19 protein-coding genes are annotated in these 22,799 nt (G+C 39.5%); 4 read left to right on the forward strand and 15 right to left on the reverse strand.

Annotated features, from left to right (window positions below; translation table 11 throughout):
• Window positions 1-408 precede the first annotated feature (408 nt).
• Window positions 409-2,559 (forward strand): TonB-dependent siderophore receptor, encoded by a 2,151-nt coding sequence (locus tag PALI_RS01805; protein WP_226894476.1) that lies wholly within the window; start codon window positions 409-411, stop codon window positions 2,557-2,559.
• A 354-nt stretch (window positions 2,560-2,913) separates the two neighbouring features.
• On the opposite strand, the gene PALI_RS01810 is transcribed toward PALI_RS01805, so the two are convergent.
• The 9 genes from PALI_RS01810 to PALI_RS01850 form a co-directional block, all read right to left on the reverse strand.
• A complete protein-coding gene (locus PALI_RS01810) occupies window positions 2,914-3,129 on the reverse strand; it encodes an EF-hand domain-containing protein (RefSeq protein ID WP_138584846.1) in 216 nt (71 codons plus the stop codon).
• A 77-nt stretch (window positions 3,130-3,206) separates the two neighbouring features.
• Window positions 3,207-3,419 (reverse strand): calmodulin, encoded by a 213-nt coding sequence (locus tag PALI_RS01815; protein WP_193154679.1) that lies wholly within the window; start codon window positions 3,417-3,419, stop codon window positions 3,207-3,209.
• 144 nt (window positions 3,420-3,563) lie between these two features.
• A complete protein-coding gene (locus PALI_RS01820) occupies window positions 3,564-3,776 on the reverse strand; it encodes an EF-hand domain-containing protein (protein ID WP_138584847.1) in 213 nt (70 codons plus the stop codon).
• Window positions 3,777-3,839: 63 nt separating this feature from the next.
• Complete coding sequence (locus PALI_RS01825) at window positions 3,840-4,052, reverse strand: EF-hand domain-containing protein (protein WP_193154680.1); 213 nt, start codon at window positions 4,050-4,052, stop codon at window positions 3,840-3,842.
• Between the two features lie 457 nt (window positions 4,053-4,509).
• Window positions 4,510-5,175 carry a flagellar brake protein gene (locus PALI_RS01830; protein ID WP_077536522.1) on the reverse strand — a complete coding sequence of 222 codons (666 nt, stop codon included), beginning with the start codon at window positions 5,173-5,175 and terminating at the stop codon, window positions 4,510-4,512.
• Between the two features lie 33 nt (window positions 5,176-5,208).
• Window positions 5,209-6,660: a TrkH family potassium uptake protein gene (locus PALI_RS01835; RefSeq protein WP_138584848.1), complete on the reverse strand. Its 1,452-nt coding sequence runs from the start codon at window positions 6,658-6,660 to the stop codon at window positions 5,209-5,211.
• Window positions 6,661-6,755: 95 nt separating this feature from the next.
• Window positions 6,756-7,370, reverse strand: a complete 615-nt coding sequence (locus tag PALI_RS01840; RefSeq protein ID WP_193154681.1) for a YigZ family protein — start codon at window positions 7,368-7,370, stop codon at window positions 6,756-6,758.
• Between the two features lie 73 nt (window positions 7,371-7,443).
• Window positions 7,444-8,766: a Xaa-Pro dipeptidase gene (pepQ, locus tag PALI_RS01845; protein ID WP_182701898.1), complete on the reverse strand. Its 1,323-nt coding sequence runs from the start codon at window positions 8,764-8,766 to the stop codon at window positions 7,444-7,446.
• Window positions 8,767-8,880: 114 nt separating this feature from the next.
• Window positions 8,881-10,767 (reverse strand): transglycosylase SLT domain-containing protein, encoded by a 1,887-nt coding sequence (locus PALI_RS01850; protein WP_193154682.1) that lies wholly within the window; start codon window positions 10,765-10,767, stop codon window positions 8,881-8,883.
• A 192-nt stretch (window positions 10,768-10,959) separates the two neighbouring features.
• Between PALI_RS01850 and fadB the strand changes: the two genes are divergently transcribed.
• The 3 genes from fadB (at window position 10,960) to tusA (ending at window position 14,849) form a co-directional block, all read left to right on the forward strand.
• The gene (gene fadB / locus PALI_RS01855) at window positions 10,960-13,119 is read left to right on the forward strand and encodes a fatty acid oxidation complex subunit alpha FadB (protein ID WP_193154683.1); all 2,160 of its coding nucleotides are present in this window, start codon (window positions 10,960-10,962) and stop codon (window positions 13,117-13,119) included.
• Window positions 13,120-13,123: 4 nt separating this feature from the next.
• Window positions 13,124-14,293: an acetyl-CoA C-acyltransferase FadA gene (fadA, locus tag PALI_RS01860; RefSeq protein WP_004335189.1), complete on the forward strand. Its 1,170-nt coding sequence runs from the start codon at window positions 13,124-13,126 to the stop codon at window positions 14,291-14,293.
• Window positions 14,294-14,609: 316 nt separating this feature from the next.
• Window positions 14,610-14,849: a sulfurtransferase TusA gene (tusA, locus tag PALI_RS01865; protein WP_007377644.1), complete on the forward strand. Its 240-nt coding sequence runs from the start codon at window positions 14,610-14,612 to the stop codon at window positions 14,847-14,849.
• A 12-nt stretch (window positions 14,850-14,861) separates the two neighbouring features.
• Here the strand turns inward: tusA and PALI_RS01870 are convergent, their stop codons facing one another.
• From PALI_RS01870 to gyrB, 6 genes are all read right to left on the reverse strand, one after another.
• Window positions 14,862-15,464 (reverse strand): DUF4276 family protein, encoded by a 603-nt coding sequence (locus PALI_RS01870; protein WP_193154685.1) that lies wholly within the window; start codon window positions 15,462-15,464, stop codon window positions 14,862-14,864.
• Complete coding sequence (locus tag PALI_RS01875) at window positions 15,458-16,579, reverse strand: AAA family ATPase (RefSeq protein ID WP_008138036.1); 1,122 nt, start codon at window positions 16,577-16,579, stop codon at window positions 15,458-15,460. Before PALI_RS01875 ends, PALI_RS01870 begins: the two co-directional genes overlap by 7 nt.
• A 148-nt stretch (window positions 16,580-16,727) precedes the next feature.
• Window positions 16,728-17,177 carry a hypothetical protein gene (locus tag PALI_RS01880; RefSeq protein ID WP_193154687.1) on the reverse strand — a complete coding sequence of 150 codons (450 nt, stop codon included), beginning with the start codon at window positions 17,175-17,177 and terminating at the stop codon, window positions 16,728-16,730.
• Window positions 17,178-17,251: 74 nt separating this feature from the next.
• Window positions 17,252-19,321 carry a glycine--tRNA ligase subunit beta gene (gene glyS / locus PALI_RS01885; protein WP_193154688.1) on the reverse strand — a complete coding sequence of 690 codons (2,070 nt, stop codon included), beginning with the start codon at window positions 19,319-19,321 and terminating at the stop codon, window positions 17,252-17,254.
• 2 nt (window positions 19,322-19,323) lie between these two features.
• Window positions 19,324-20,226 (reverse strand): glycine--tRNA ligase subunit alpha, encoded by a 903-nt coding sequence (gene glyQ, locus PALI_RS01890; RefSeq protein WP_007377648.1) that lies wholly within the window; start codon window positions 20,224-20,226, stop codon window positions 19,324-19,326.
• A gap of 142 nt (window positions 20,227-20,368) precedes the next feature.
• Entirely contained in the window at window positions 20,369-22,795 is a 2,427-nt protein-coding gene (gene gyrB, locus PALI_RS01895) for a DNA topoisomerase (ATP-hydrolyzing) subunit B (protein WP_193154689.1), read from the reverse strand.
• Window positions 22,796-22,799: the final 4 nt, after the last annotated feature.

Genomic DNA, 22,799 nt, shown 5'->3' on the forward strand with positions numbered 1-22,799 from the left:
TAAAGTTTTCACGATGTTAGTATTTGCTTTGATCCGTTAAATTATTCACGGTTTTTATACTGATTGATATGAATTCGAGAAAATTAGAACTTATACCAATTTGCTTAATTAAGCGTTCTATTTTGAGGCAAGAAAATCATGTCGATAACAAGGAAAAAATTCGTTATTCAATTGTTCTATATCAGAATTTTTAACGCTGTTAGCGTCAGATTTAATCCCTGAAATTGATTAAGTAATATTGCTCATTGGTATTAATGCTGTATTAGTTATTCTGTATAGAAGCACCATTACAGCACTTTTTATCGTTATTGTTAGTCCACTTAAATATTTAAGGTTTAGTTCAATACGTATTTCATTATGTGAAAAGTTAATTTCACATTATTCTTAATACAAATGGATTTTTTCAAAATGATACGCCCTGTTTTAAATAAACCTCTTTCTCTTATCTATTGTAGTGTTATTAGTATTCTTCTTGCTGGAATTTCACCAAACGCAAACGCCGAAGTTAAAAAAGACATTGAAAAGCTCACTGTTGTTGGTGAAAAAAATAGTGGCTATAAAACGAACTCAATGAGCTCTGCAACAGGCCTTGACCTATCTCATCTGCAAACCCCACAATCTGTTATTGCCATCACGAGTCAATTAATGGCTGATCAACAGCTCAATAGCGCTATCGAAGCAATTACCAGTGTTACTGGCATCAATGCAAGAGAAGCGGATAACGGTAAGTTTTCGATTTCTGCTCGAGGAATTAGTGTTACCAGTATTTTATACGATGGTATTGCTACAACTTATGACACCCGTTTTAACTATGGTGACAATTTAACTGATACCGCTATTTACGAACGAATTGAAGTCGTCCGTGGTGCAACGGGTTTAATGCTGGGTGCGGGCAACCCATCTGCCGCAATTAACCTAATTCGTAAACGCCCTACTGTTAACAACCAATTAAAAGTAAGCGCCTCTATTGGTTCTTGGCAACAATATAGAGGAGTTGTTGATATCTCCGGTAGCATAAATAACACTGAGAGTGTTCGTGCTCGTGCAGTTGTTGCGTATCAAGAGCAAGAGTCATATCAAGATCGATTTAGTCAAAGTCGTAATACTGTGTACGGTATTGTAGAAGCAGACTTCACCGATAGCACCTTATTTACGATTGCAATTGATCATCAAACAACGGATCCACAAGGAACAATGTCAGGTGGTTTACCTATTTTTTATAGTGACGGTAGTCGTACATATTACGATCGAGAAACGTCTACAGCAGCAAGCTGGGCATCGTCACAAACCGAGGCATTAAATAGCTTTATTAGCTTAGAACACCATTTCAATAATGATTGGCAGCTAAGCGCTAGTTACGTTTATGGTAATAATGACTTACATTATGATGTTATGTGGGCGAAGGGTCACCCTGATCCAAAAACAAATATAGGTATGACGCTCGGTTCGCTTAACTATATTGATGCAAAGCGTATTCAGCGAACTTATGAACTAGAGCTTACGGGTCACTTTGATTGGCTTAATCAAGCACATCAATTAGTCTTTGGCTGGAATAGTCAAAAGCAAACGTTCTCTACACCGTATTTCCCAGCACAACAAAGCGCCGGTGTTATTGGGGATTTTACAACCCCAAATTACGACTACCCTAAACCAATTTGGCAGCAAAATTCGGCTTATGGTTCATATGGCACAACCAAACAAGATGCGCTCTACTTTGCTTCCCAGCTTAATATAACGAATCAACTTGCATTCATTTTAGGGAGCCGCTTAAATCGCTGGCAAACCAATCAAGATAATTTTGGTAGTGAGCACGACTTTAAATTAAATAACGAACTCACAAATTATTTAGGTGCCACTTACTCGCTAACTGATAGCTGGGCACTTTATGCCAACTATACCGATATATTCACTCCACAAAGTCGAGTAGATGCCAACGGTGATTACCTTGAACCAATTAAAGGCAAAAACTATGAAATAGGTATTAAAGCGTCATTAATTGCTGATCGCGTTGATATCTCTTTGTCAGCATTTGAAATCCAGCAAGATAACTTAGGTGTATACATAGGTGAGAGTATTCCTGAGACCATGCAGGCTATCTATCGACCTATAGATGGCACCGTAACAGAAGGTTACGAATTTGAACTCAACGGGAGCTTAACTGATAATTGGGATCTTTATGTTGGCTACACTCATAGTAAAGGCGAAACCCACGATACAAAACCGCTCAATACCACTAACCCTAAAGATCAATACAAGCTTTTCACTAGCTATCGACTAAGTAGTTATTTAAAAGGTGTTAAAATCGGTGGTGGCTACCGCTGGCAGAGCCGCAGTTATGATGACGTTAAAAACCCAGTACTTGGTAATGTTGAAGTAGAGCAGTCAGCTTATGGAGTAGCCAGTTTAATGGCCAGTTATCAGCTCAATGATCAAATAGCCATTAGCGCTAATATAGATAACCTGTTTGATAAAACTTACTACAATCAAATTGGTTTTTATAACCAGTACCGGTACGGCAGCCCACGTAAATTCTCACTGCGTTTCGATTACAACTTTTAATAGAATGTGGTCAACGGCCCTAGGGGCTGTTGATCTTTCGAGGTTAAATTTGCAGCAGTGTGTTTGGTATTTAAGCAAGGCAGAGCCTATGTAGTGTGGTTATTCCCCATAAATAGGCGATAACGCAGCATAAATGCCAAACATGCGCTGCCCTTGGGTTCTGCCTAGGGGCAATTTACTCTTTGTTGCTCGGTTTTTACTTAGCCCACTAGGTTACAAACCTCGCGCCGCGATTAAACGCCCCCTAGATTGAACAAATTTTAATCCACAAAGGTCAACAGGCCCTATTATCATCGAAGAAAAAGCAGCTGGTTAGCTGCTTTTATATATCAATTAAGAGTTTTCAGTGGCTCTTTATTGTACTTTAGAAAACTCTTCTTTAGAAATCTCACCATTTCCGTCAGCATCTAAATCATCAAAGATTTTCACAAGTTGAGGATTTACTTTTGCTTCTTCCATACTAATTACGCCATCGCCATTACCATCAAAAGAGGCAAAATCTACTGCCGCATATGCCACTGACGAAGATGCTAGAACCAAAACTGCAAGTGCTGTGTTTAATGTTTTCATAATAATATTCCTAATAAGATGGGAAGTCCTTTTCAAAGATCCCTAATTGTGAAAAATGTTTAATTTAAAAAGGTGAGTTAGTAATTAGCGAACTCTTCTTTGGAAAGCTCACCACTACCATCGGTATCTAGCTCAACAAATTCAGCCATTAAATCAGTATCAACTGCCGCTTCGCTTGGGCTAATCGTGCCGCTACCATCTATATCAAGGCTATTAAGGTCTGATGCTGCAAATGCAACTGAAGAAGACGCTATAGCCATAAGTGCCAACGCTTTATTTAAATGTTTCATAACTTAATCCTTCATATTAAATGTTCTATCAAAAAAATGAGATCTCGAACTTAAACCGTAATTTTTCACTTCCTTGTTATCCTCTTTCGTAAGCTCCCTTGCCTACTTAGGTTGTCTTTGGCAACTCAGGATCAATACCTTTAATTAAGCTTTAGAAAATTCTTCTTTTGATAACTCACCATTTTGGTCAGTATCAAGCTCTGAGAACATGCTCATTAGCTTTGCATCTACCGATGCCTCAGATTGACTAATTGTGCCACTGCCATCCACATCTAATGTATTAAAGTCGGTTGCTGCAAACGCGGCTGAAGAAGAGGCTATTGCCATAAGTGCTAGTGCTTTATTTAATGTTTTCATAACGTGTATCCTTAAAATTTTTGAGTAATGTCAGGGCGCTTATGCCACCCCGTAGCGTTAAGCTTATGCTTTTGAAAATTCTTCTTTTGATAGCTCACCATTTTGGTCTATATCAAGTTCAGAGAACATGCTCATTAATTTTGCATCTACTGATGCCTCAGCTTGGCTAATGGCCCCACTACCATCAACATCTAACGTATCGAAATCAGTTGCTGCAAATGCAGCTGAAGAAGATGCTAATGCGATAAGTGCTAAAGTTTTATTAATGCGTTTCATAATATGTATCCTTCAAAGTTATGTTTATGCGATTAAGTAGTTCACTTTAAATCACGTTTTGTTTAGTACACCCAGACTATTACAACTTAGATGCCAACTTTTAAAAGTTATTTATTTTCAATGAGTTGACTAACTTTAGGAGTGAGGAAAGCAAATTGTTCAAGATTTTTTGTTGCTTTTTGGCAACAGGGTTTCAAGCAAAAACAAAAACACCTTTAAAAACATGATGTTAAGAAGATTCAAAATACTACAGTTTATAAATTTAGATACTTAAAAGATGATTTAACATTGAAATTTAGCTAAACCTTAGCTGAACTTTTTTTTATAAATACAATTGGAAGGATTTTTTGAAATTTAAATTATTGTTTTATATGGTTTATTATTTTATTTGGTGATGGTTAAATAATTTTTCTGCAAAAAAATAATAAATCACTAGTTTGTTGCATAATAGCGAAACTTAGCTTTCATCAAGTTCAGAGTTAAGCATTGAGGGATCAATAAAGTGCTCTCTCATGAAAGTTCTCATTTCGTCTTCGCTGGCTAATAACTTAATACCGCACTTAGCGCCCGCCGAATAGCCTTTAACGCTGCACACTTCACCTGCAAAGTTTTTACCACTGCTATCGAGCATAACAGTGCATTGCATATCTTTTATATTTTCAAGCGCTTGATCGCTTTTGATATCAAACATAACGCCAGTTAATGAAACGTCTTTGATCACTCCATCAAGCACTCTTTCGTCACTTAACTTAAGTTTAGCTGGCAATAAAGTAGGGATACGTGCTTGTGAACGCAGATCAAATAACTGCACGTGTTTAGGAAAATTAATAAAAACCAGCCGAGCAGGATGAGAAGTAACCGACATAACTTGTTGACGAAATGCTATAACTTGCCCACCACTACCTTCTATCAACGCTCTTACTACCACCATCACACCGTCACGCAAATAATCACTGGCTGCAAGCAATCGTTTAGAATTGGGGTAATTTAAAATAATAAACTTATCATCAAGCAAACCAACTAATTCAGTTTTAACACGCTTACTACTTGTAGGTGTTAATATTTCTAGGTCGACTAAGCTGCCTACACCTATATGCTTTAGCTTTTCTAAATTTGCTGGCATATCCCTTTCCCAATGATGTATTTACTGACTTTTTTACCCACGCCAAAACGTTGGTGTAAATAGTACCAGTAGAGTAAATATTTCGAGGCGACCAAACACCATTGCAATAGTAAGCAACCATTTAGCGCCATCGGTTATAGCACCATAGTGTGATGCAACGTCACCCAAACCAGGGCCTAAGTTATTTAAACATGCGGCAGTAGCTGAGAACGCCGTTATGTTATCCATACCAGTCCCCATAAGCGCTAACATAATAATAATAAACACTAATGCATAAGCAGAAAAAAATCCCCATACCGCTTCGACGACTTTATCTGGAAGCGCCTTTCGGCCTAACTTTATAGAATATATAGCACGAGGGTGTACTAAACGATTGAGCTCACGCACACCTTGTAAATAGAGTAAAAACACACGAACTACTTTCATACCGCCACCGGTAGAACCCGCACAACCACCAATAAAGCTCGAAAATATAAGTAATATTGGTAAAAACAATGGCCATGTTGAAAAGTTATCGGTAGCAAAGCCCGCTGTAGTACTCATTGATACAGCTTGAAATAAAGCCTGATCTAGCGTTTCATCACCATTAGCGTATATCTCATTTGATGACAGTACCGTAAAACAAATAACCACCAGCGCTAATTGAATACACAAAAATACTTTAAACTCAGGGTCGCGCAAATATACCTGTACATTTCGACTGGCTACCGCTGCGTAGTGCAATGAAAAATTAATGGCTGCAATAATTAAAAAGAACACACAAATAAAGTTAATAACTGGGCTGTTAAAGTGGCCTATCGAGGCATCATAAGTAGAAAACCCACCAATGGCTACGGTTGAAAACGCATGGCAAATAGCATCAAACCAATCCATACCAGCCGCCCAATAAGCAAGCATACACGCAGTAGTAAGTGACACATAAATATACCAAAGATGTTTTGCTGTATCAGCAATACGCGGGGTCATTTTAGAATCTTTTACAGGCCCTGGTATTTCAGCGCGATATAACTGCATTCCACCAACACCAAGCATAGGCAGTATCGCTACAGCGAGTACAATGATCCCCATACCGCCAAACCATTGTAACTGTTGGCGATAAAACAATACGGATTTGGGGAGGTATTCAATCCCCGTCAGTACGGTTGCACCTGTAGTTGTTAAGCCTGAAAATGCCTCAAACACCGCATCTGCAAATGATAGGTTGGGTTCTTGTAAAAATATGAGCGGTAAAGATGCGAATGCACCTAATACCAACCAAAACAGAACTACGATTAAAAACCCTTCGCGGGCTTTTAAATCTCCGTTTTCGTGGCGGTTCGGGTAATAAGCCATTAGGCCAATAACAATACTAAATATAAATGCTAAAACAAATGGAACACCACCACCGTCTTTATAAATTAAAGACACCAGTGCCGGTGGCACCATGGTAATACTAAACAGCGCAACAAGTTGGCCAAGAATTTTTATGATGGTACGAAATTGCATTTAGCTTATCGCTTTTATTATTAGTAAATTCAGGCTAAGTAGTGTCAGCCTGTTCAAATTAAGTGGTATGCATTAAATGCAACTTGTGTAGGTTATTACTCTTTAATAGTTAACTCAACTGCGCCGTGGCTTAAATCAAAAATATCTTTAATTGCTTGTTGTGCTTGGCGGCTATCAATCGTGATCACCCATTCAATATTAGCAGTAAATTGCTTATCAATATTAAGTACTTGGTAGTTGCTCTTTAGCCGCTGCTCAATCGCGCCTTGCATGCTGTATTCACTACTTCCTGTAATTTCAATACTGGGAACTTTAAGCACCGTTTGCAATTTTACTAATGCATTATTTAATGAGCCACCATAAGCACGTACTAATCCACCAGTACCTAGCTTTATACCGCCAAAGTAACGTGTCACTACAGCTGTTATTTCGCCAAGGCCCGAACCCACCAACACATTAAGCATAGGCTTACCCGCAGTGCCATTTGGCTCACCATCATCCGAAAAACCATAAACATGGCTACCACCAGGATTACCCGCTACGTGCGCCCAGCAATTATGACGAGCGTCTGAATATTTTTCTTCAATATTTTTAATAAATGCTTTTGCGCAGGCTAAATCTGGCGTGTGTGCAATATGCACAATAAAGGTGCTTTTTTTAATTTCTTCTTGATGAAACACATCCGCTGCAGGGTATTTATATTCTGACATACTTTACTTAACCAATATTCAACCAAAAAAATGGGGCCTTATGGCCCCAATTATTCAAACATAGATAGTATCGTTAAGCTAAGTCTAAATCACGCGTCATATTTTCTAGGCTGTCTTCATGAACGATAATATTATCTTCAATGCGAATACCACCAAACGGTTTAAACGACTCAACCTTTTCCCAGTTAATGAACTGCTTATTATCGGTTTGTGCTAAATCACCAAGCAATGAGTCAATAAAGTATAAACCTGGCTCAATAGTAAACACTTGGTTTTTTTCAATCAGGCGCGTACAACGTAAGAATGGATGTCCTTCTGGCGAAGGTTGGTGAGTACCCTTTTCGTCACTCATAAAGCCACCCATGTCGTGCACTTGTAAGCCTAAGTGATGACCTAAACCATGCGGGAAAAAAGTAGAGGTAATTTTACGCTCAACAATTTCTGCCGCAGGTAGGTTAACAATTTTAAAGTCACTTAATATTTGCGCAATACGGTTATGACACTCAACGTGCAAATCGCCATAAAGCATACCAGGCTTCAAACCTTGACCTAATTCAATTTGCTGTACTGTCATCGCATCCACAAGCTCAGAAAACTCACCCTGCTTTTTAAAATCATAAGTACGGGTAATATCAGCTGCGTAACCATTAAAGTTTGCCCCAGCATCGATTAAAAATGAGTTATGGGTATGTGGTGCTTTTGGATCAAAGTGCGTGTAATGCAAAATAGCGCAGTTTTCGTTAAGTGCAACAATGTTGCCATACGGCATTTCATTTTCACTCTGACGTGTAGCCATTAAGTATGCTTGCTGAATATCAAACTCGCTACCACCATTAAAAAAGGTATCGCGTGCAGCTTTGTGTCCGTCTACTGCAATGCGGTTAGCGTTGCGTAAACATTCAAGCTCGTACTGCGTTTTATAAGCGCGGTGGTAATGAAAATAGTTAAGTACAGGTTCTGGGTTCATAATACTGAAACCAAGTGCTTGCGCTACTTCTATATATTCGCCCATATAAGCGTATTTAGCTTTATCGTATGGCAGTAGCTTTTCAACTTGATCAGGTTGTAGCAGTAGTTCTATATCAAAATACTCAGCCCAAAAATCACGAGGTTCGTCCGGCACTTTATGCCAAAAATCAACAGGACGATAAAATATTAGTTTTGGCTTGTCGTTACCATTTACCACAATCCAGCAATGCGGATTATCAATAACTGGCAGCCATGCTTTAAACTGAGGATTAACTTTAAACGGGTAATACATATCATCTAAAAACTGACGTTTAGCTTGGCCCGAGTGAATAACTAATCCCTCTAACCCTTCGCTTTCACAAATTGTACGAGTACGCTGTTGCAGTGTTGCAATATGTTCGGCGTATAAAACGGCTAATTTATTCATTGTTAATCCATCTGTTAAATTTAACTTGCTCTGAGTCTACCACTTATACCAATTGCATTAAATAAGGGGGCATCTAATCACATTAGATATCCCCCTACTTTAAACATATGTTTACTAACCGCCCATTTTCATTTCCAGTAGCGGCGCTAGTACATTTCCTTCTCGGCCCATTCGAGTATGATAAACCTGTCTATATGCAAATACATTTTTTACATAATCACGAGTTTCACGATACGGAATAAGCTCCACCCATAACTCAGCAGGAATAGCTTCATCAGGCAACCAACGTTTAATACGATGATACCCAGCGTTATAAGAAGCTGTAGCGAGTATTTCGTTGCCATGATTTTTCTTTTTTAAATACTGCAAATAGCTACTGCCTAACCTAATATTTGTTTTCGGTTGGTATAACCGATTACTCGATACACTACTTTTATTGACGTATTTAGCCGTGCTTGGTAGCAATTGCATCAAGCCACGTGCATTAGCATGCGAGCGTGCATCAGGTGCAAATGAACTTTCACGCCTTGCAATCGCAATGCTCCACGCTACGTCAATTTTGCTGCGCTTACTGTAACGTTCAAACACGTCTTGAAATGCAAACGGAAAACGCAGTTCAACATAATCCCATGCTTTTATTTTTGCGAGAGTAAAAATAGCACTATCGTACCAATCTAACTCTGCCGCCAGCTTTGAAGCGGCGAGCTTCTCGTCATCACTAGAGGTATTGGTTAAATAATTCCACTCTCTTCGGGCTGCAGTAAAACGTTTTAATTCATAAAGCGCTTTTGCTCGCTTAAAACCGGGCGCATTACTCACCTTGTCCAGCAGTTTTTGATCAACCACCAGCGCTTGATTATTTAGCTCTATAGGTAACCCTAAGCGTGCCGCAGCTAAAAACCCGTAATAGTCACGATTAGCGGCCACATTTACAAAAATACTATCAGCCTTTTTTTGCTCGCCACGTTGTTCATAGCTATAAGCTAACCAATATTGCTGACCCAAACTTAAATTATCTTTGCCTGTAAAAAATGCCGCTATACCTTCCCAATCTTGGGTTTTAAGCATATTGCCCAGCTGCCATTGAATAAGCTTGCTGTCTAGGCGCTCTTTTGGCACTTTATTTAGCCAAAAGCTGGCTTGGTTATGCCCGCTTGAAGCAAGCGATAATGCAAAGGTGTAATACACATCGGCTTTTGCTTCATCACTGTATTTAAAAATTTTCTCTAGCTTTTCCCACGCTTTTAAAGCGAGTTCTTTATCGCGCCACACTAAACGCTTAACACCATAAAGTGCTATTTGCCCTTCTTTTACTGACTTTTTTTTGTATCGATACAAACCTGCTGAAGCACTCGGGTCACGACGCACCTTTAAATATAAATCAGCTAAGTAACGCTCGCCTTTAGGTAACAGTGTTTTTAAGTAAGGTAATAAACTTTGCTTCCCCCCTTGGGCCGCAAGTGTAATTCGCTGCCAAACTATTTCCTTACTCATATAGCCTTTTTTTCGCCATAACGAAAAAAGGCTATCGCACTCTGCGGGTTGCGATTTTCCAACAGTCCATAAATCGGTTACTTGATTTAATATCGCCTTTTCAGGCGCGCCTAAATCTAGCTGAAAATCTAAGTAAGTACACGTAAGCGCTGTATTAGATGTTTCACGATAATTATTAATGTATGCCGCTTTTTTATTTTTCCTTTTTAAATACTTTAACCATGCCTCACGCACAGGCCATTCAAGAGGCGTATGCTGATAAATAGTTAAATAGCTTTCTATTTCGGCTTGATACTTAATATTGGGGTGACGCTGCCAATAGGTTTTTTCAACATAAGGTTTTAAAGGGTGATCTAAATTATTAACCGCCGTTTTAAAATTTTGATAGCTGCCATGACGTACTTTTTTTTCGGCATCTACAAATGCGTCATTATCTAGACTCACTTCGGCAGAATGAAGAGGGAAAATAAATGCAGCTGCCGCAAAGTTTAATAAATATTTTTTCATAATGTCCTTTAATAAAAATTAAAGTAGTGAATAAAAACTTTTCAACCACCTTAGCACCAAACCAGCTATATTTTAACCAACCGATTGTAACCGAGTTAAATTTTTCGTTGCATTTTTAATTTAAAGCAAGCACACTGATTGAAATGCAAACTCATCGTACCAGTCTTAGTTCGTCAACTAGGGAGAATAATAATGTTATATAAAAGCGATTCCTTTGAAGTTAGCTTCCTAAAGGAAAACATCGCCGAGTTTAAGTTTTGTGCTACAGGTTCTGTAAACACATTATCTCAAAAAACTCTTTCAGATTGCGCAGCAGCATTAAAAGAATTAGCAGCCAATTCTGATATCAAAGGCATGATTTTTACCAGTGATAAAGAGCACTTTATTATTGGTGCCGACATCTTCGAATTTTTACCTACATTTACTAGACCTGAAGAAGAATTAGTAGTGTGGATCAAAAATGCGACCGATATTTTCGACGCAATCGAAGATTTACCATTCCCAACCCTAAGCGCCATAAACGGCTTGGCACTTGGCGGTGGTTGTGAGTGGGCACTTGCTACCGATTATCGTGTAGCAAGCGAAACAGCTAAAATGGGCCTACCAGAAGTTAAACTAGGCATAATGCCAGGGTTTGGTGGCACAGTGCGCTTACCACGCATCATTGGCGCAGATAACGCAATGATGTGGATTACTTCTGGCGCAGAAAATCGCGCAGCAGATGCCCTGAAAGTAGGCGCATTTGATGCAGTAGTTAGTACTGACAAACTTTTAGAGTCAAGTGTATCAACACTTGAGTTAGCGATTGCTGGCAAGCTAGATTGGCAATCAAAACGCAACGTAAAACTACAGCCACTTAAATTAAACCGTGTTGAGCAAGGCATGAGCTTTGCAATGGCAGAAGGTATGGTAATGGGTAAAACCAAAGGCCACTATCCTGCACCGGTTATGGCTGTGCGTACTATTAAAGCAGCAGCAAACTGTACTCGCGATGAAGCAATGGCAATCGAAAACGCTAACTTTGCTAAATTAGCACGTACACCAGAGGCTGCGGCACAAACAGGTATATTCCTAGCTGATCAATACATTAAAGGTAAAGCACGTAAATTTGCTAAGCACAGCGATGTAGAAATTAAACAAGCCGCTGTATTAGGTGCAGGTATTATGGGTGGCGGTATTGCATACCAGTCTGCTTATAAAGGCACGCCTATTATAATGAAAGACATCCAGCAAGATGCGCTTGATTTAGGTATGGGTGAAGCGTCTAAACTGTTAGGTGCAAAAGTTAAGCGTGGCCACATGCCAATGGAAAAAATGTTGGCAACACTTAGCAAAATTAAACCAACACTTAACGATTCAGACTTACAAAGCGCCAACATTATTGTTGAAGCCGTTGTAGAAAACCCTAAAGTTAAGCAAGCAGTACTCGCTGATCTTGAAAAGAACATGCCAGAAGGCACTGTACTTACTTCAAACACATCGACTATTTGCATTGATTTACTAGCGCAAGCGCTAGATAAGCCAGAAAACTTCTGTGGCATGCACTTTTTCAATCCAGTGCCAAAAATGCCATTAGTAGAAATTATCCGTGGTGCAAAAACCTCAGATAAAACAATTAATGCAGTAGTTGATTACGCGCTTAAATTAGGTAAATCACCAATTGTTGTTAACGATTGCCCAGGCTTTTTTGTAAACCGTGTTTTATTCCCTTACTTTGCTGGTTTTAGCAAATTAGTGGTTGAAGGCGCTAACTTTGCGAAAGTAGATAAAGTAATGGAGAACGTATTCGGCTGGCCTATGGGTCCAGCTTACCTACTTGATGTTGTAGGTATTGATACAGCGTTCCATTGTACTGGTGTAATGGCTGACGGTTTCCCTGAGCGCATGGCGCGTGCAGATAAAGACCCTGTTACTATTTTTGCTAACGAAAAACGTTTTGGTCAAAAGAACAAAGCCGGTTTTTACAAATACGAAACAGATCGTCGCGGTCGTCTTAAAAAGTCTCATGACGAGACAGCAATTGAGCTATTAAGCCCAATTACAGACGCACCAAAAGAATTTGATAAACAAGAAATCATCGACCGTTGTATGATTCCAATGATCAACGAAGTGCTACTGTGTTTGCAAGAAGGCATTGTTGCCTCGCCGCAAGAAGCAGATATGGCACTCGTTTACGGTGTTGGTTTCCCTCCATTTAGAGGCGGCGCGTTCCGTTACTTAGATCAAACTGGTTTAGCTAACTTTGTTGCAGCAGCAGACAAATACGCTCACCTAGGTGCGATTTACCAAGTATCTGAGCAAACTCGCAAGTGGGCCGAAGAAGGTCGTGTTTTCTATAAGGTGGAAGGTTAATATCATGAATAATCCAGTAATTGTAGATTGTATCCGCACACCAATGGGTCGCTCTAAAAGTGGTGTATTCAAACATAAACGTGCTGAAGACTTAAGCGCACATTTAATGAAAGGCTTACTAGATCGCAACCCAGCAGTTGATCCAGCATCAATTGACGATATTTATTGGGGTTGTGTACAGCAAACATTAGAGCAAGGCTTTAACGTAGCACGTAACGCATCATTGCTTGCCGGTATTCCGCACAGCGTTCCTGCTGTTACGGTTAACCGTTTATGTGGCTCTTCAATGCAAGCATTGCATGACGCAGCACGCGCAATAATGACCGGCGCTGGCGACACTTACCTAATTGGTGGTGTTGAGCACATGGGCCACGTACCTATGACTCACGGCAACGACTTTCACCCAGGCTTAGCAACATCAATTGCACAAGCGTCTGGCTCTATGGGCTTAACAGCAGAATACCTTGCAACGCTTCATGGCATTAGCCGTGAGCAGCAAGATGAATTTGCTTACCGTTCACATCAACGTGCACAAGCTGCCACAGTTGAAGGCCGTTTCCGTCGCGAAATTTTAGCAATGGAAGGTCACGCAGCAGATGGTTCGCTTATCTTAGTTGAAGACGACGAAGTAATTCGCCCAGAAACAACAGTAGAAGGTCTATCAAAGCTTCGCCCTGTATTTAATCCTGCATCGGGTACGGTAACAGCCGGTACGTCTTCTGCACTTTCTGACGGCGCATCTGCAATGTTAGTAATGAGCGAAGAAAAAGCTAAAGAACTTGGCTTACCGATTCGTGCACGCATTAAAGCAATGGCGGTCGCTGGTTGCGATCCATCAATTATGGGTTACGGCCCAGTACCAGCAAGTAAAAAAGCACTTGCACAAGCCGGTATTACAATTGATGACCTAGGCGTAGTAGAACTTAACGAAGCCTTTGCAGCACAATCATTACCTGTAATGAAAGATTTAGGGTTAATGGATGTTGTTGACGAAAAAGTGAATTTAAATGGCGGCGCAATCGCATTGGGTCACCCTCTGGGTTGTTCGGGTTCGCGTATTAGCACATCGCTTATTCACTTAATGGAAGACAAAAATGTACGATACGGTTTAGCAACTATGTGTATTGGTTTAGGCCAAGGCATTGCCACTGTATTTGAACGTGTTCAAGACTAACTAGTTTAAACATGTAAAACCATCTTGGTGATTAAAAAGGCGGACTGATTTTATTCAGTTCGCCTTTTTTATTAGCTTCAATTTATGAAAACGACCCATTATCAAACAAGCATGTAGCAGCGTAATTATGTGATCGGACCTATTATCAAATAAAGCATTTTGAAACGGCTAAAAACACTAAACAAAATGCTGATCTAGATCTAAGTAAAATAGTTAAATTACACATAAAATTGCGTTAAACTGCCAAACTTATTAATTGCTATACTTAAGCACTCGCGTAAACAGCAACCACTTTATTTAAACAGGCCAATTTATTATGAGCTTTGATAACCCCGATCACCAATTAGATGCTATCGGCCTTCGCTGTCCAGAGCCTGTAATGATGGTACGTGCTGCTATTCGAAAAATGAGTGATGGTGAAACGTTATTAATAACCGCAGATGACCCATCAACAACTCGCGACATTCCGAGTTTTTGTACGTTTATGGATCATACGCTGGTGGCTAAAGATGCAGAAGAAGCACCGTATAGGTATGTGGTAAAGAAAGGGCTTTAAATTATTTTATGGCTACTTATCGTTAATTTTCTCTATTTTATGAAGCCACTCATTAAAACCCGAACATTTATTTCGTATTGTTTCTACTCCAATAGCCTCAGCAATACGAGGGCCATGTGTTGTTTTTCTGTACCGAACAACAGACATAATTCTTTTTGATGGTGCAGTCTGCGGCGAATTATTTATCTTTTCAGGATCACCCCTAAACTCCTGTAATAAACCATCTGCCCACTCTTTAAGGTTTGCTTGTCTCATTATTAATGCAAAACTTTTTGGGCATGAAAATAATATACCTTCAAACTCATACATTTGCACAAAAGGTATCAATCGACCTCTAATATTTTCGCCTACAGCATTCAAAATACGCATTTCTAATGAGTGCTTAGTTTCGCCTGCTACTTTATTTTTAAATCCATAGAAATCATAAAAAGTAGTTACATAATCAAAATTATTAGCTATTTTTTTCAGTTCGCTACGTACCTTATCTATATTTACATCACCTTGCATACATATTGGGGTCATAAACAAGTTTTTTTGAGCTAGATAAGGTGCTAAAACTTTTTTAACGAATATCTCTTCTGTTTGCCCTTCAACTGAAATTCCTATTCTTACCATTCTGGACGGCCCCCGATAAGATTTTTAGACCAAATATCTCCCATTGAAAAATCATCTAGCCATTCTGATAACTCATCTGTAGAAACTCTCTTAAATTCAGATTTACCTTCATTTTGATCGACTACAATGAAGTCATCAGGGTTAAACTTATTCGCAAAAGTTACCGACTGCGTTGAACAGATAACTTGATTATCCTTTGACGTTACTTTTACTATTTCTGCTAACTCATCTAATGCCGCAGGGTGTAACCCAAGCTCAGGTTCATCTAAGATAATAGTTTTTGGTCTTAGCGTTTCAGGCTGTAAGAATAAAGTAGCCATACAAATAAATCGTATTGTTCCATCTGATAACTGATTTGCTGAAAATGGTTCGTCATTTTGTTTATGTAACCATTTTAATAAGATGCGCTTTGAATTATCGCTCCCCCGTGGCTCCAAATAAAAATCATGAAAATATGGTGCTATATTTTGTATAGCCTCAACTATGTCTAAATATGCATTACTATATTCTTCTAAAGTTGAATGCTTTAGATAATATAAAAATGCAGCAATATTGCTTGCATCTGTATATAAATAGTCTACAGCATCAAGGTCACAGGCTTGTTTGAACCCTGCAGTATCACTAGTGTCGTGAAAGTGATAAACACGACAATCATTTAGATATAATTTTGTATATTTCTTCACATGGTGACTATCAGCTTTTATGCTATGTGCTAAGCCACTTTCTCCTTTAGTACCTTGAATAGAAAAACTTTTAGAAGAGCTTCTTATCGAACAATATTCCGTATTAAATATTAATGTATCGTCATTAATACCGTGTCCAAATGTTGCATGATAGCCATTATATCCAACGTCAATATCAATGCTTATTTCGTTAGTTTTCTTTGGCCCAAAATGAAAAAAAGCACTTGCTGATCCATGTTTTTGAACATAATTTTGTAGTTTACCTTCTGATAAGTGTCTCAAGAAAGTAAACAAGGAAATAAAATTTGATTTACCTGAACCATTCGCACCAATCAATATATTGATCGGTTTGATTTCTAGCTCAAAGTTTTTTATTGATTTGAACCCTTTAACAACCACTTTACCTAAGTGATTATTAGTTGAATCTGACATAACTTACCAACTTAACCAAAGTATGAATATACACCTAAAGCGAATTCCGAATTAGAACTAATATTTTATAGAGACTTTAACAGATGAATAAACTAACTACACTTAGAAACTTATAAATGAAAGGCTAAGCTTACAATTTATCTTTGCTCTACTTCTTAGTTATCGTCACTTGTGGCTTGTCGTAGTCACTGTAATCAATACTTACTATGTACGTGCCTTTTATTGCTGGTGTGAAACTAAAGTAGTTATAAATAGTATTACAGTCTGCGATAGCTGACTGGCCGAGTGTTAGGCTTTGCCCTGCCGGTTGTGCGTCGCTGTAACCACAGTTATAACCTTCGCTAAAATCGGCATCGGCTATTTTAAATTCGTACACTTTACCAGGGCTAGAAAATTTAACTTGCGCTTGATAAAGCGCGGGGCCAACTGGCGCAAACTGATACTGGGGTTCTGCATCCCACAATGTAAAGTCGCCTCTTAGATAAATTGTTTTATCTAGCTCTTGCTGTGGCAATACATCGTTAATCGAAATTTGGCTCGTACAGGCAGTAAGTAAACCAGCAATTGCTAAGGTTAAAATTCGTTTCATGGAGATCATCAATGAGTATCCTTTGCATACAGTGAAAACTAAAAAGCCAGCAAAACGCTGGCTTTTTAAATTGCTAATCGGTGTTATTTTTGTAAAACAGAAATATCTGCAATACCTAAAAACAATCCGCTTAACTGGCTTAGCAGCGCAAGACGATTTTGCTTAACAGCTTCATCGTCGGCCATAACCATTACGTTGTCAAAAAAGTTATCAACACTTTCACGAATACCTGCCAATTGGCTTAATGCTTCTTGGTAGTTTCCATCGGCGTAAAGTGGTGCAAGGTCAGTGGTAAATTTTGCTACTTGTGATGCCAATACTTTTTCAGCGTCGTCGCTTAATAAGCTCTCATCAACACTACCTTGGCTGGTAATGTCGTTTTTAGCCAGAATATTACCTACACGCTTATTAGCGGCTGCAAGCGCTTCTGCTGCGTCTAATGTACGGAAATGACTTACGGCTTTAACGCGGCGATCAAAATCAACTGGTTTAGTCGGACGACGTGCAAGCACGGCTTGAATTACGTCTACTTCAATCCCTTCGTCTTGATACCAAGCACGGAAGCGCCCTAGCATAAATTCAAATACGTCAGTTGATACATTTAAGTTAGTTAACTTGTCGCCAAACAATGTTTGCGATTTAGCGACTAGGTCTAAAATATCAAGTGGAAGTTCTTTTTCGACCATGATGCGCAATGCACCAATAGCAGCACGACGAAGCGCAAATGGGTCTTTGTCACCTTTAGGTGCTTGGCCTATACCAAAAATACCCACCAGCGTGTCAAACTTATCAGCAATTGCTACTGCGCAGCTAATTAAGTTTGTAGGTAAGTTATCCCCTGCAAAGCGTGGCATGTACTGCTCGTTTTGCGCTATGGCTACATCTTCGGCTTCACCGTCGTGGCGAGCGTAATGCATTCCCATTACGCCTTGCACGTCGGTAAATTCCATGACCATTTCAGTCATTAGGTCAGTTTTACATAATTTACCCGCACGCTCAGCAAGCGCTTTATCTGCACCTATTTGCTCTGCAATGTAACCTGCCAGTTCACAAATACGCATTGATTTATCTTTAAGCGTACCAAGTTGCTTTTGGAACAATACGCTATCAAGCGACTCTAGTCGGCTTTCTAGGGTTTTCTTTTTATCTGTTTCAAAGAAGAACTGTGCATCGGCTAAACGCGGGCGCACTACTTTTTCGTTACCAGAAATAACCACACTTGGATCTTTACTTTCGATGTTAGATACAAACAAAAACTTATTTAAAAGTTTGCCGTTTTGATCTAATAACGGGAAGTATTTTTGATCGTCTTTCATGGTGTAAATTAACGCTTCGGCCGGTACATCTAAAAATGCTTCTTCAAACGTTGCCGTTAAAGTCACTGGCCACTCTACAAGTGATGTTACTTCTTCTAGTAAATCTTCATCCATTGCAACAACAGCGTTAACTGCGCTTGCAGCCTCTTCTATTTGTGTACGAATTTGCGCTTTACGTTGTTCGTAATCAGCAATAACGTAAGCAGATTTAAGTACGTCAAAAACGTCGTCCGCATGGTTAATGCTAATTATTTCTGGGTGATGAAAACGATGACCCTGAAGCTGGTTAGTTATTTGCTTACCAAGAATTTCGCCTTCAAGTAGCTCATCACCAAACAAAATAGTTACCGTGTGCACAGGACGAATAAATTGTGTTTTATTCGCGCCCCAACGCATAGGTTTAGGAATTGGTAATTTAGCCAATGCTTTAGTAATTGCACCTGTCATTAGCGTTTTAGTTTCTTGCCCTGCTACTTTAGCAATGTGCAATAACCATGCGCCTTTGTCTGTTTCGAGTGTTTGTGCGTCTTTTACTTCAATACCACAACCACGTGCCCAACCCATTGCTGCTTTTGTTGGGTTACCGTCACCGTCAAATGCGGCTTTAGTTGCTGGACCACGCTTTTCAACTTCTTTGTCTTGTTGCTTAGCTGCAAGCGCTTTTACTTGTAAACCTAAACGACGAGGCGATGCATACCAGCTTACGCCTTGGTGTGCTAATTCTAGTGTTTCTAGCTCTGCAGTTAGGTTTGCAGCAAAGGCTTCTGCTAATTTACGCAGTGCTTTTGGTGGCAACTCTTCTGTGCCAATTTCTACTAATAAATTTTGTGCTGACATACTTACTTATCCTTACACAGCGGGAAACCAAGCGCTTCGCGTTTGTCATAGTAACTTTGTGCACACGCTTTTGATAACGCACGAACGCGTAAAATATAACGTTGGCGTTCGGTTACCGAAATGGCGTGACGTGCGTCTAGTAAGTTAAATGCGTGCGATGCTTTCATTACTTGCTCGTAAGCCGGTAGTGGTAAGTTTGCTTCAATTAACTTTTGGCTTTCTGCTTCACATTTATCAAACTGAGCAAATAAGTCTTCTACGTTTGCGTGTTCAAAATTGTAAGTAGACTGCTCTACTTCATTTTGATGGAACACGTCGCCGTAGGTTACGCGCCCTAGTGGACCGTCTGCCCATACTAAGTCGTAAATACTATCTACGCCTTGAATGTACATAGCTAAACGCTCTAGGCCGTAAGTAATTTCACCTGTTACTGGTGAACACTCAATACCGCCAACTTGCTGAAAGTAGGTAAACTGCGTTACTTCCATGCCGTTTAACCAAATTTCCCATCCTAGGCCCCACGCACCTAACGTAGGTGATTCCCAGTTATCTTCTACAAAGCGAACTTCGTGAGTTAATGTATCGATACCCATAGCCGCTAAAGAGCCTAAGTAAAGCTCTTGGATGTTATCTGGTGATGGCTTTAAAACTACTTGGAATTGGTAGTAGTGCTGTAAGCGATTTGGGTTCTCGCCGTAGCGACCGTCTGTAGGACGGCGACACGGTTGAACGTATGCGCTAGACATTGGTTCTGGACCAATAGACTTTAAAAATGTTTGCGGGTGAAATGTCCCTGCGCCCACTTCCATATCAAGTGGTTGAATAATGACACAGCCTTGCTGCGCCCAATAATCCTGTAAAGCCAGGATCAAACCTTGAAAGGTTTTTACGTCATATTTTTGCATATTTGGCTTTTTACTATCTAAGAAGTAGCGTGAAAATTACCCTTAGTATACCGTGTGTACACTCAGGTTTTAAGCAGTTTGTGTAATTGAAGAAAATAAAAAAGGAGCCATCAGGCTCCTCTTTTGAAGTAAGTATTATTTTTTACACGTCTAAGTTAACTACGCGCAGTGCGTTAGTTTCAATAAACTCACGGCGTGGCTCTACTTGGTCACCCATTAATGTAGCAAATAACTGATCGGCGCCAACGGCATCTTCAATTGTTACTTGTAACATACGGCGTGCATCTGGGTCCATTGTCGTTTCCCAAAGCTGGCTTGGGTTCATTTCACCTAGTCCTTTATAGCGTTGAATATATAAACCACGCTTAGACTCAGCAATCAACCATTCTAAAGCATCCACAAAGTTATCAACAGGAAGTGTTTTCTCTCCGCGTTGAATATATGCGCCTTCAGTAATGATGTTTGCAATGTTAACACCAGTTGCAGCAATACGTTGATAGTCACGTGATGCAATAAAGTCATGACTAAGTACATGTGACTTATCTACACCGTGCTGGCGAATATTCACAACTGGATAGTATAAATTACGTTCAGTATCATGCTGTGTTGCAGCATTAAAAATAGTTGCATCTTCATCACGAGTAACTAAATCGTCAATTAACTCTTTAGTCCATGCAATTACTTTAGTTTCGTCTGAAAGGTCTTCTTTTTTCAGCTCGGTTTGGTAGATTAAACGCTCCATAACCGTACTTGGGTATTTACGTTTTAAGCGCTCGATTACTTTAACTGTGTTTTGGTAATCGTGAACGATTGTTTCTAGTGCTTCACCTTCGAGTGCCGATGCATCAGTACCTGTATATAAAGCAGCATTGTTAAGCGCAAGTGATGTTAGGTATTCTACTAATGCAGGATCATCTTTAATATAACGCTCTTGCTTGCCTTTTTTCACTTTATAAAGTGGTGGTTGAGCAATGTAAATATAACCGCGCTCAACGATTTCTGGCATTTGACGATAGAAGAATGTTAGTAGTAAGGTACGAATGTGAGAACCATCTACGTCCGCATCGGTCATGATAATGATACGATGATAACGTAGTTTTTCAGGATTATATTCGTCACGACCAATACCACAACCTAATGCAGTAATTAGCGTTGCTACTTCTTGCGAAGATAACATTTTGTCAAAACGTGCTTTTTCTACGTTTAAGATTTTACCCTTAAGAGGAAGAATAGCTTGGTTTTTACGGTTACGTCCCTGCTTGGCTGATCCGCCAGCAGAGTCCCCTTCCACGATGTAAAGTTCTGATTGTGCAGGATCTTTTTCCTGACAATCGGCTAATTTACCTGGTAAACCGGCAAGGTCCATAGCGCCTTTACGACGTGTCATTTCACGAGCTTTACGCGCCGCTTCACGCGCACGAGATGCATCAATGATTTTACCAACAACAATTTTGGCATCTACTGGGTTTTCTAATAAAAACTCAGTGAACTTTTCAGCCATTGCTTGCTCAACCGCAGATTTAACTTCGCTTGAAACGAGCTTATCTTTAGTTTGTGATGAAAACTTAGGATCAGGAACTTTAACGCTTACAACTGCAGTTAGGCCTTCACGGGCATCATCGCCGGTCGCATTACTGGTTGTTTTGGCCTTTTTATTAAAGCCTTCTTTTTCCATGTAGTTATTTAGTGTACGTGTTAGCGCAGATCTAAAACCGGCTAAGTGAGTACCACCATCACGTTGTGGAATATTATTTGTGAAACAATAAATATTTTCTTGGTATGCATCATTCCACTGCATTGATACTTCAACGCTAATACCATCTTCTTCACGTTCGTGAGTAAAATGGAATACACCTTTATGGATAGGTGTTTTATTACGGTTTAAGTATTCTACGAATGCTTGAATACCGCCTTCGTATTTAAAGTGATCTGATTTATTTTCTTCACGTTCATCATTTAAAATGATGCTCACACCTGAATTTAGGAATGAAAGCTCGCGTAAACGCTTAGCTAGAATTTCATAATGAAAATCTAGATTTGTAAATGTTTCACCACTTGGCCAAAAACGTAATTCTGTACCAGTCGTTTCTGAATCACCAATAACTGCTAAAGGTGCATCTGGAACACCCATAGTGTAAAACTGCTCATGAAGTTTCCCTTCACGACGAACAGTAAGCTTTAACTTTTCAGAAAGTGCATTTACAACAGAAACACCAACACCGTGTAAACCACCTGATACTTTATAAGAGTTATCATCAAACTTACCACCAGCATGAAGTACCGTCATGATAACTTCTGCTGCTGATACGCCTTCTTCTTCATGAATAGAAGTTGGGATACCACGACCGTTATCTCTTACTGAGACAGAACCATCTAGGTGAATCGTTACATAAATATCATCACAATGACCAGCTAAGGCTTCATCGATAGAGTTATCGACTACTTCAAACACCATGTGGTGTAAGCCTGTGCCATCATCGGTGTCCCCTATATACATTCCAGGACGCTTTCTTACTGCGTCTAATCCTTTAAGTACTTTAATACTCGACGAGTCATAATTCTCAGACATGGTT

Origin of the sequence: Pseudoalteromonas aliena SW19, from assembly GCF_014905615.1 — a bacterium.
Classification (GTDB): Bacteria; Pseudomonadota; Gammaproteobacteria; order Enterobacterales; family Alteromonadaceae; genus Pseudoalteromonas; species Pseudoalteromonas aliena.

Excerpts from the sequence above, each read along its gene's own strand:
- PALI_RS01880 (WP_193154687.1), bottom strand. The coding sequence starts at position 17,177 with ATGATCTCCATGAAACGAATTTTAACCTTAGCAATTGCTGGTTTACTT.
- pepQ (WP_182701898.1), bottom strand. The coding sequence starts at position 8,766 with ATGAATAAATTAGCCGTTTTATACGCCGAACATATTGCAACACTGCAA.
- gyrB (WP_193154689.1), bottom strand. The coding sequence starts at position 22,795 with ATGTCTGAGAATTATGACTCGTCGAGTATTAAAGTACTTAAAGGATTA.
- PALI_RS01850 (WP_193154682.1), bottom strand. The coding sequence starts at position 10,767 with ATGAAAAAATATTTATTAAACTTTGCGGCAGCTGCATTTATTTTCCCT.
- tusA (WP_007377644.1), top strand. The coding sequence starts at position 14,610 with ATGAGCTTTGATAACCCCGATCACCAATTAGATGCTATCGGCCTTCGC.
- glyQ (WP_007377648.1), bottom strand. The coding sequence starts at position 20,226 with ATGCAAAAATATGACGTAAAAACCTTTCAAGGTTTGATCCTGGCTTTA.
- fadB (WP_193154683.1), top strand. The coding sequence starts at position 10,960 with ATGTTATATAAAAGCGATTCCTTTGAAGTTAGCTTCCTAAAGGAAAAC.
- PALI_RS01830 (WP_077536522.1), bottom strand. The coding sequence starts at position 5,175 with ATGCCAGCAAATTTAGAAAAGCTAAAGCATATAGGTGTAGGCAGCTTA.
- glyS (WP_193154688.1), bottom strand. The coding sequence starts at position 19,321 with ATGTCAGCACAAAATTTATTAGTAGAAATTGGCACAGAAGAGTTGCCA.
- PALI_RS01810 (WP_138584846.1), bottom strand. The coding sequence starts at position 3,129 with ATGAAAACATTAAACACAGCACTTGCAGTTTTGGTTCTAGCATCTTCG.
- PALI_RS01805 (WP_226894476.1), top strand. The coding sequence starts at position 409 with ATGATACGCCCTGTTTTAAATAAACCTCTTTCTCTTATCTATTGTAGT.
- PALI_RS01820 (WP_138584847.1), bottom strand. The coding sequence starts at position 3,776 with ATGAAAACATTAAATAAAGCACTAGCACTTATGGCAATAGCCTCTTCT.
- PALI_RS01835 (WP_138584848.1), bottom strand. The coding sequence starts at position 6,660 with ATGCAATTTCGTACCATCATAAAAATTCTTGGCCAACTTGTTGCGCTG.
- fadA (WP_004335189.1), top strand. The coding sequence starts at position 13,124 with ATGAATAATCCAGTAATTGTAGATTGTATCCGCACACCAATGGGTCGC.
- PALI_RS01870 (WP_193154685.1), bottom strand. The coding sequence starts at position 15,464 with ATGGTAAGAATAGGAATTTCAGTTGAAGGGCAAACAGAAGAGATATTC.
- PALI_RS01875 (WP_008138036.1), bottom strand. The coding sequence starts at position 16,579 with ATGTCAGATTCAACTAATAATCACTTAGGTAAAGTGGTTGTTAAAGGG.
- PALI_RS01825 (WP_193154680.1), bottom strand. The coding sequence starts at position 4,052 with ATGAAACGCATTAATAAAACTTTAGCACTTATCGCATTAGCATCTTCT.
- PALI_RS01815 (WP_193154679.1), bottom strand. The coding sequence starts at position 3,419 with ATGAAACATTTAAATAAAGCGTTGGCACTTATGGCTATAGCGTCTTCT.
- PALI_RS01840 (WP_193154681.1), bottom strand. The coding sequence starts at position 7,370 with ATGTCAGAATATAAATACCCTGCAGCGGATGTGTTTCATCAAGAAGAA.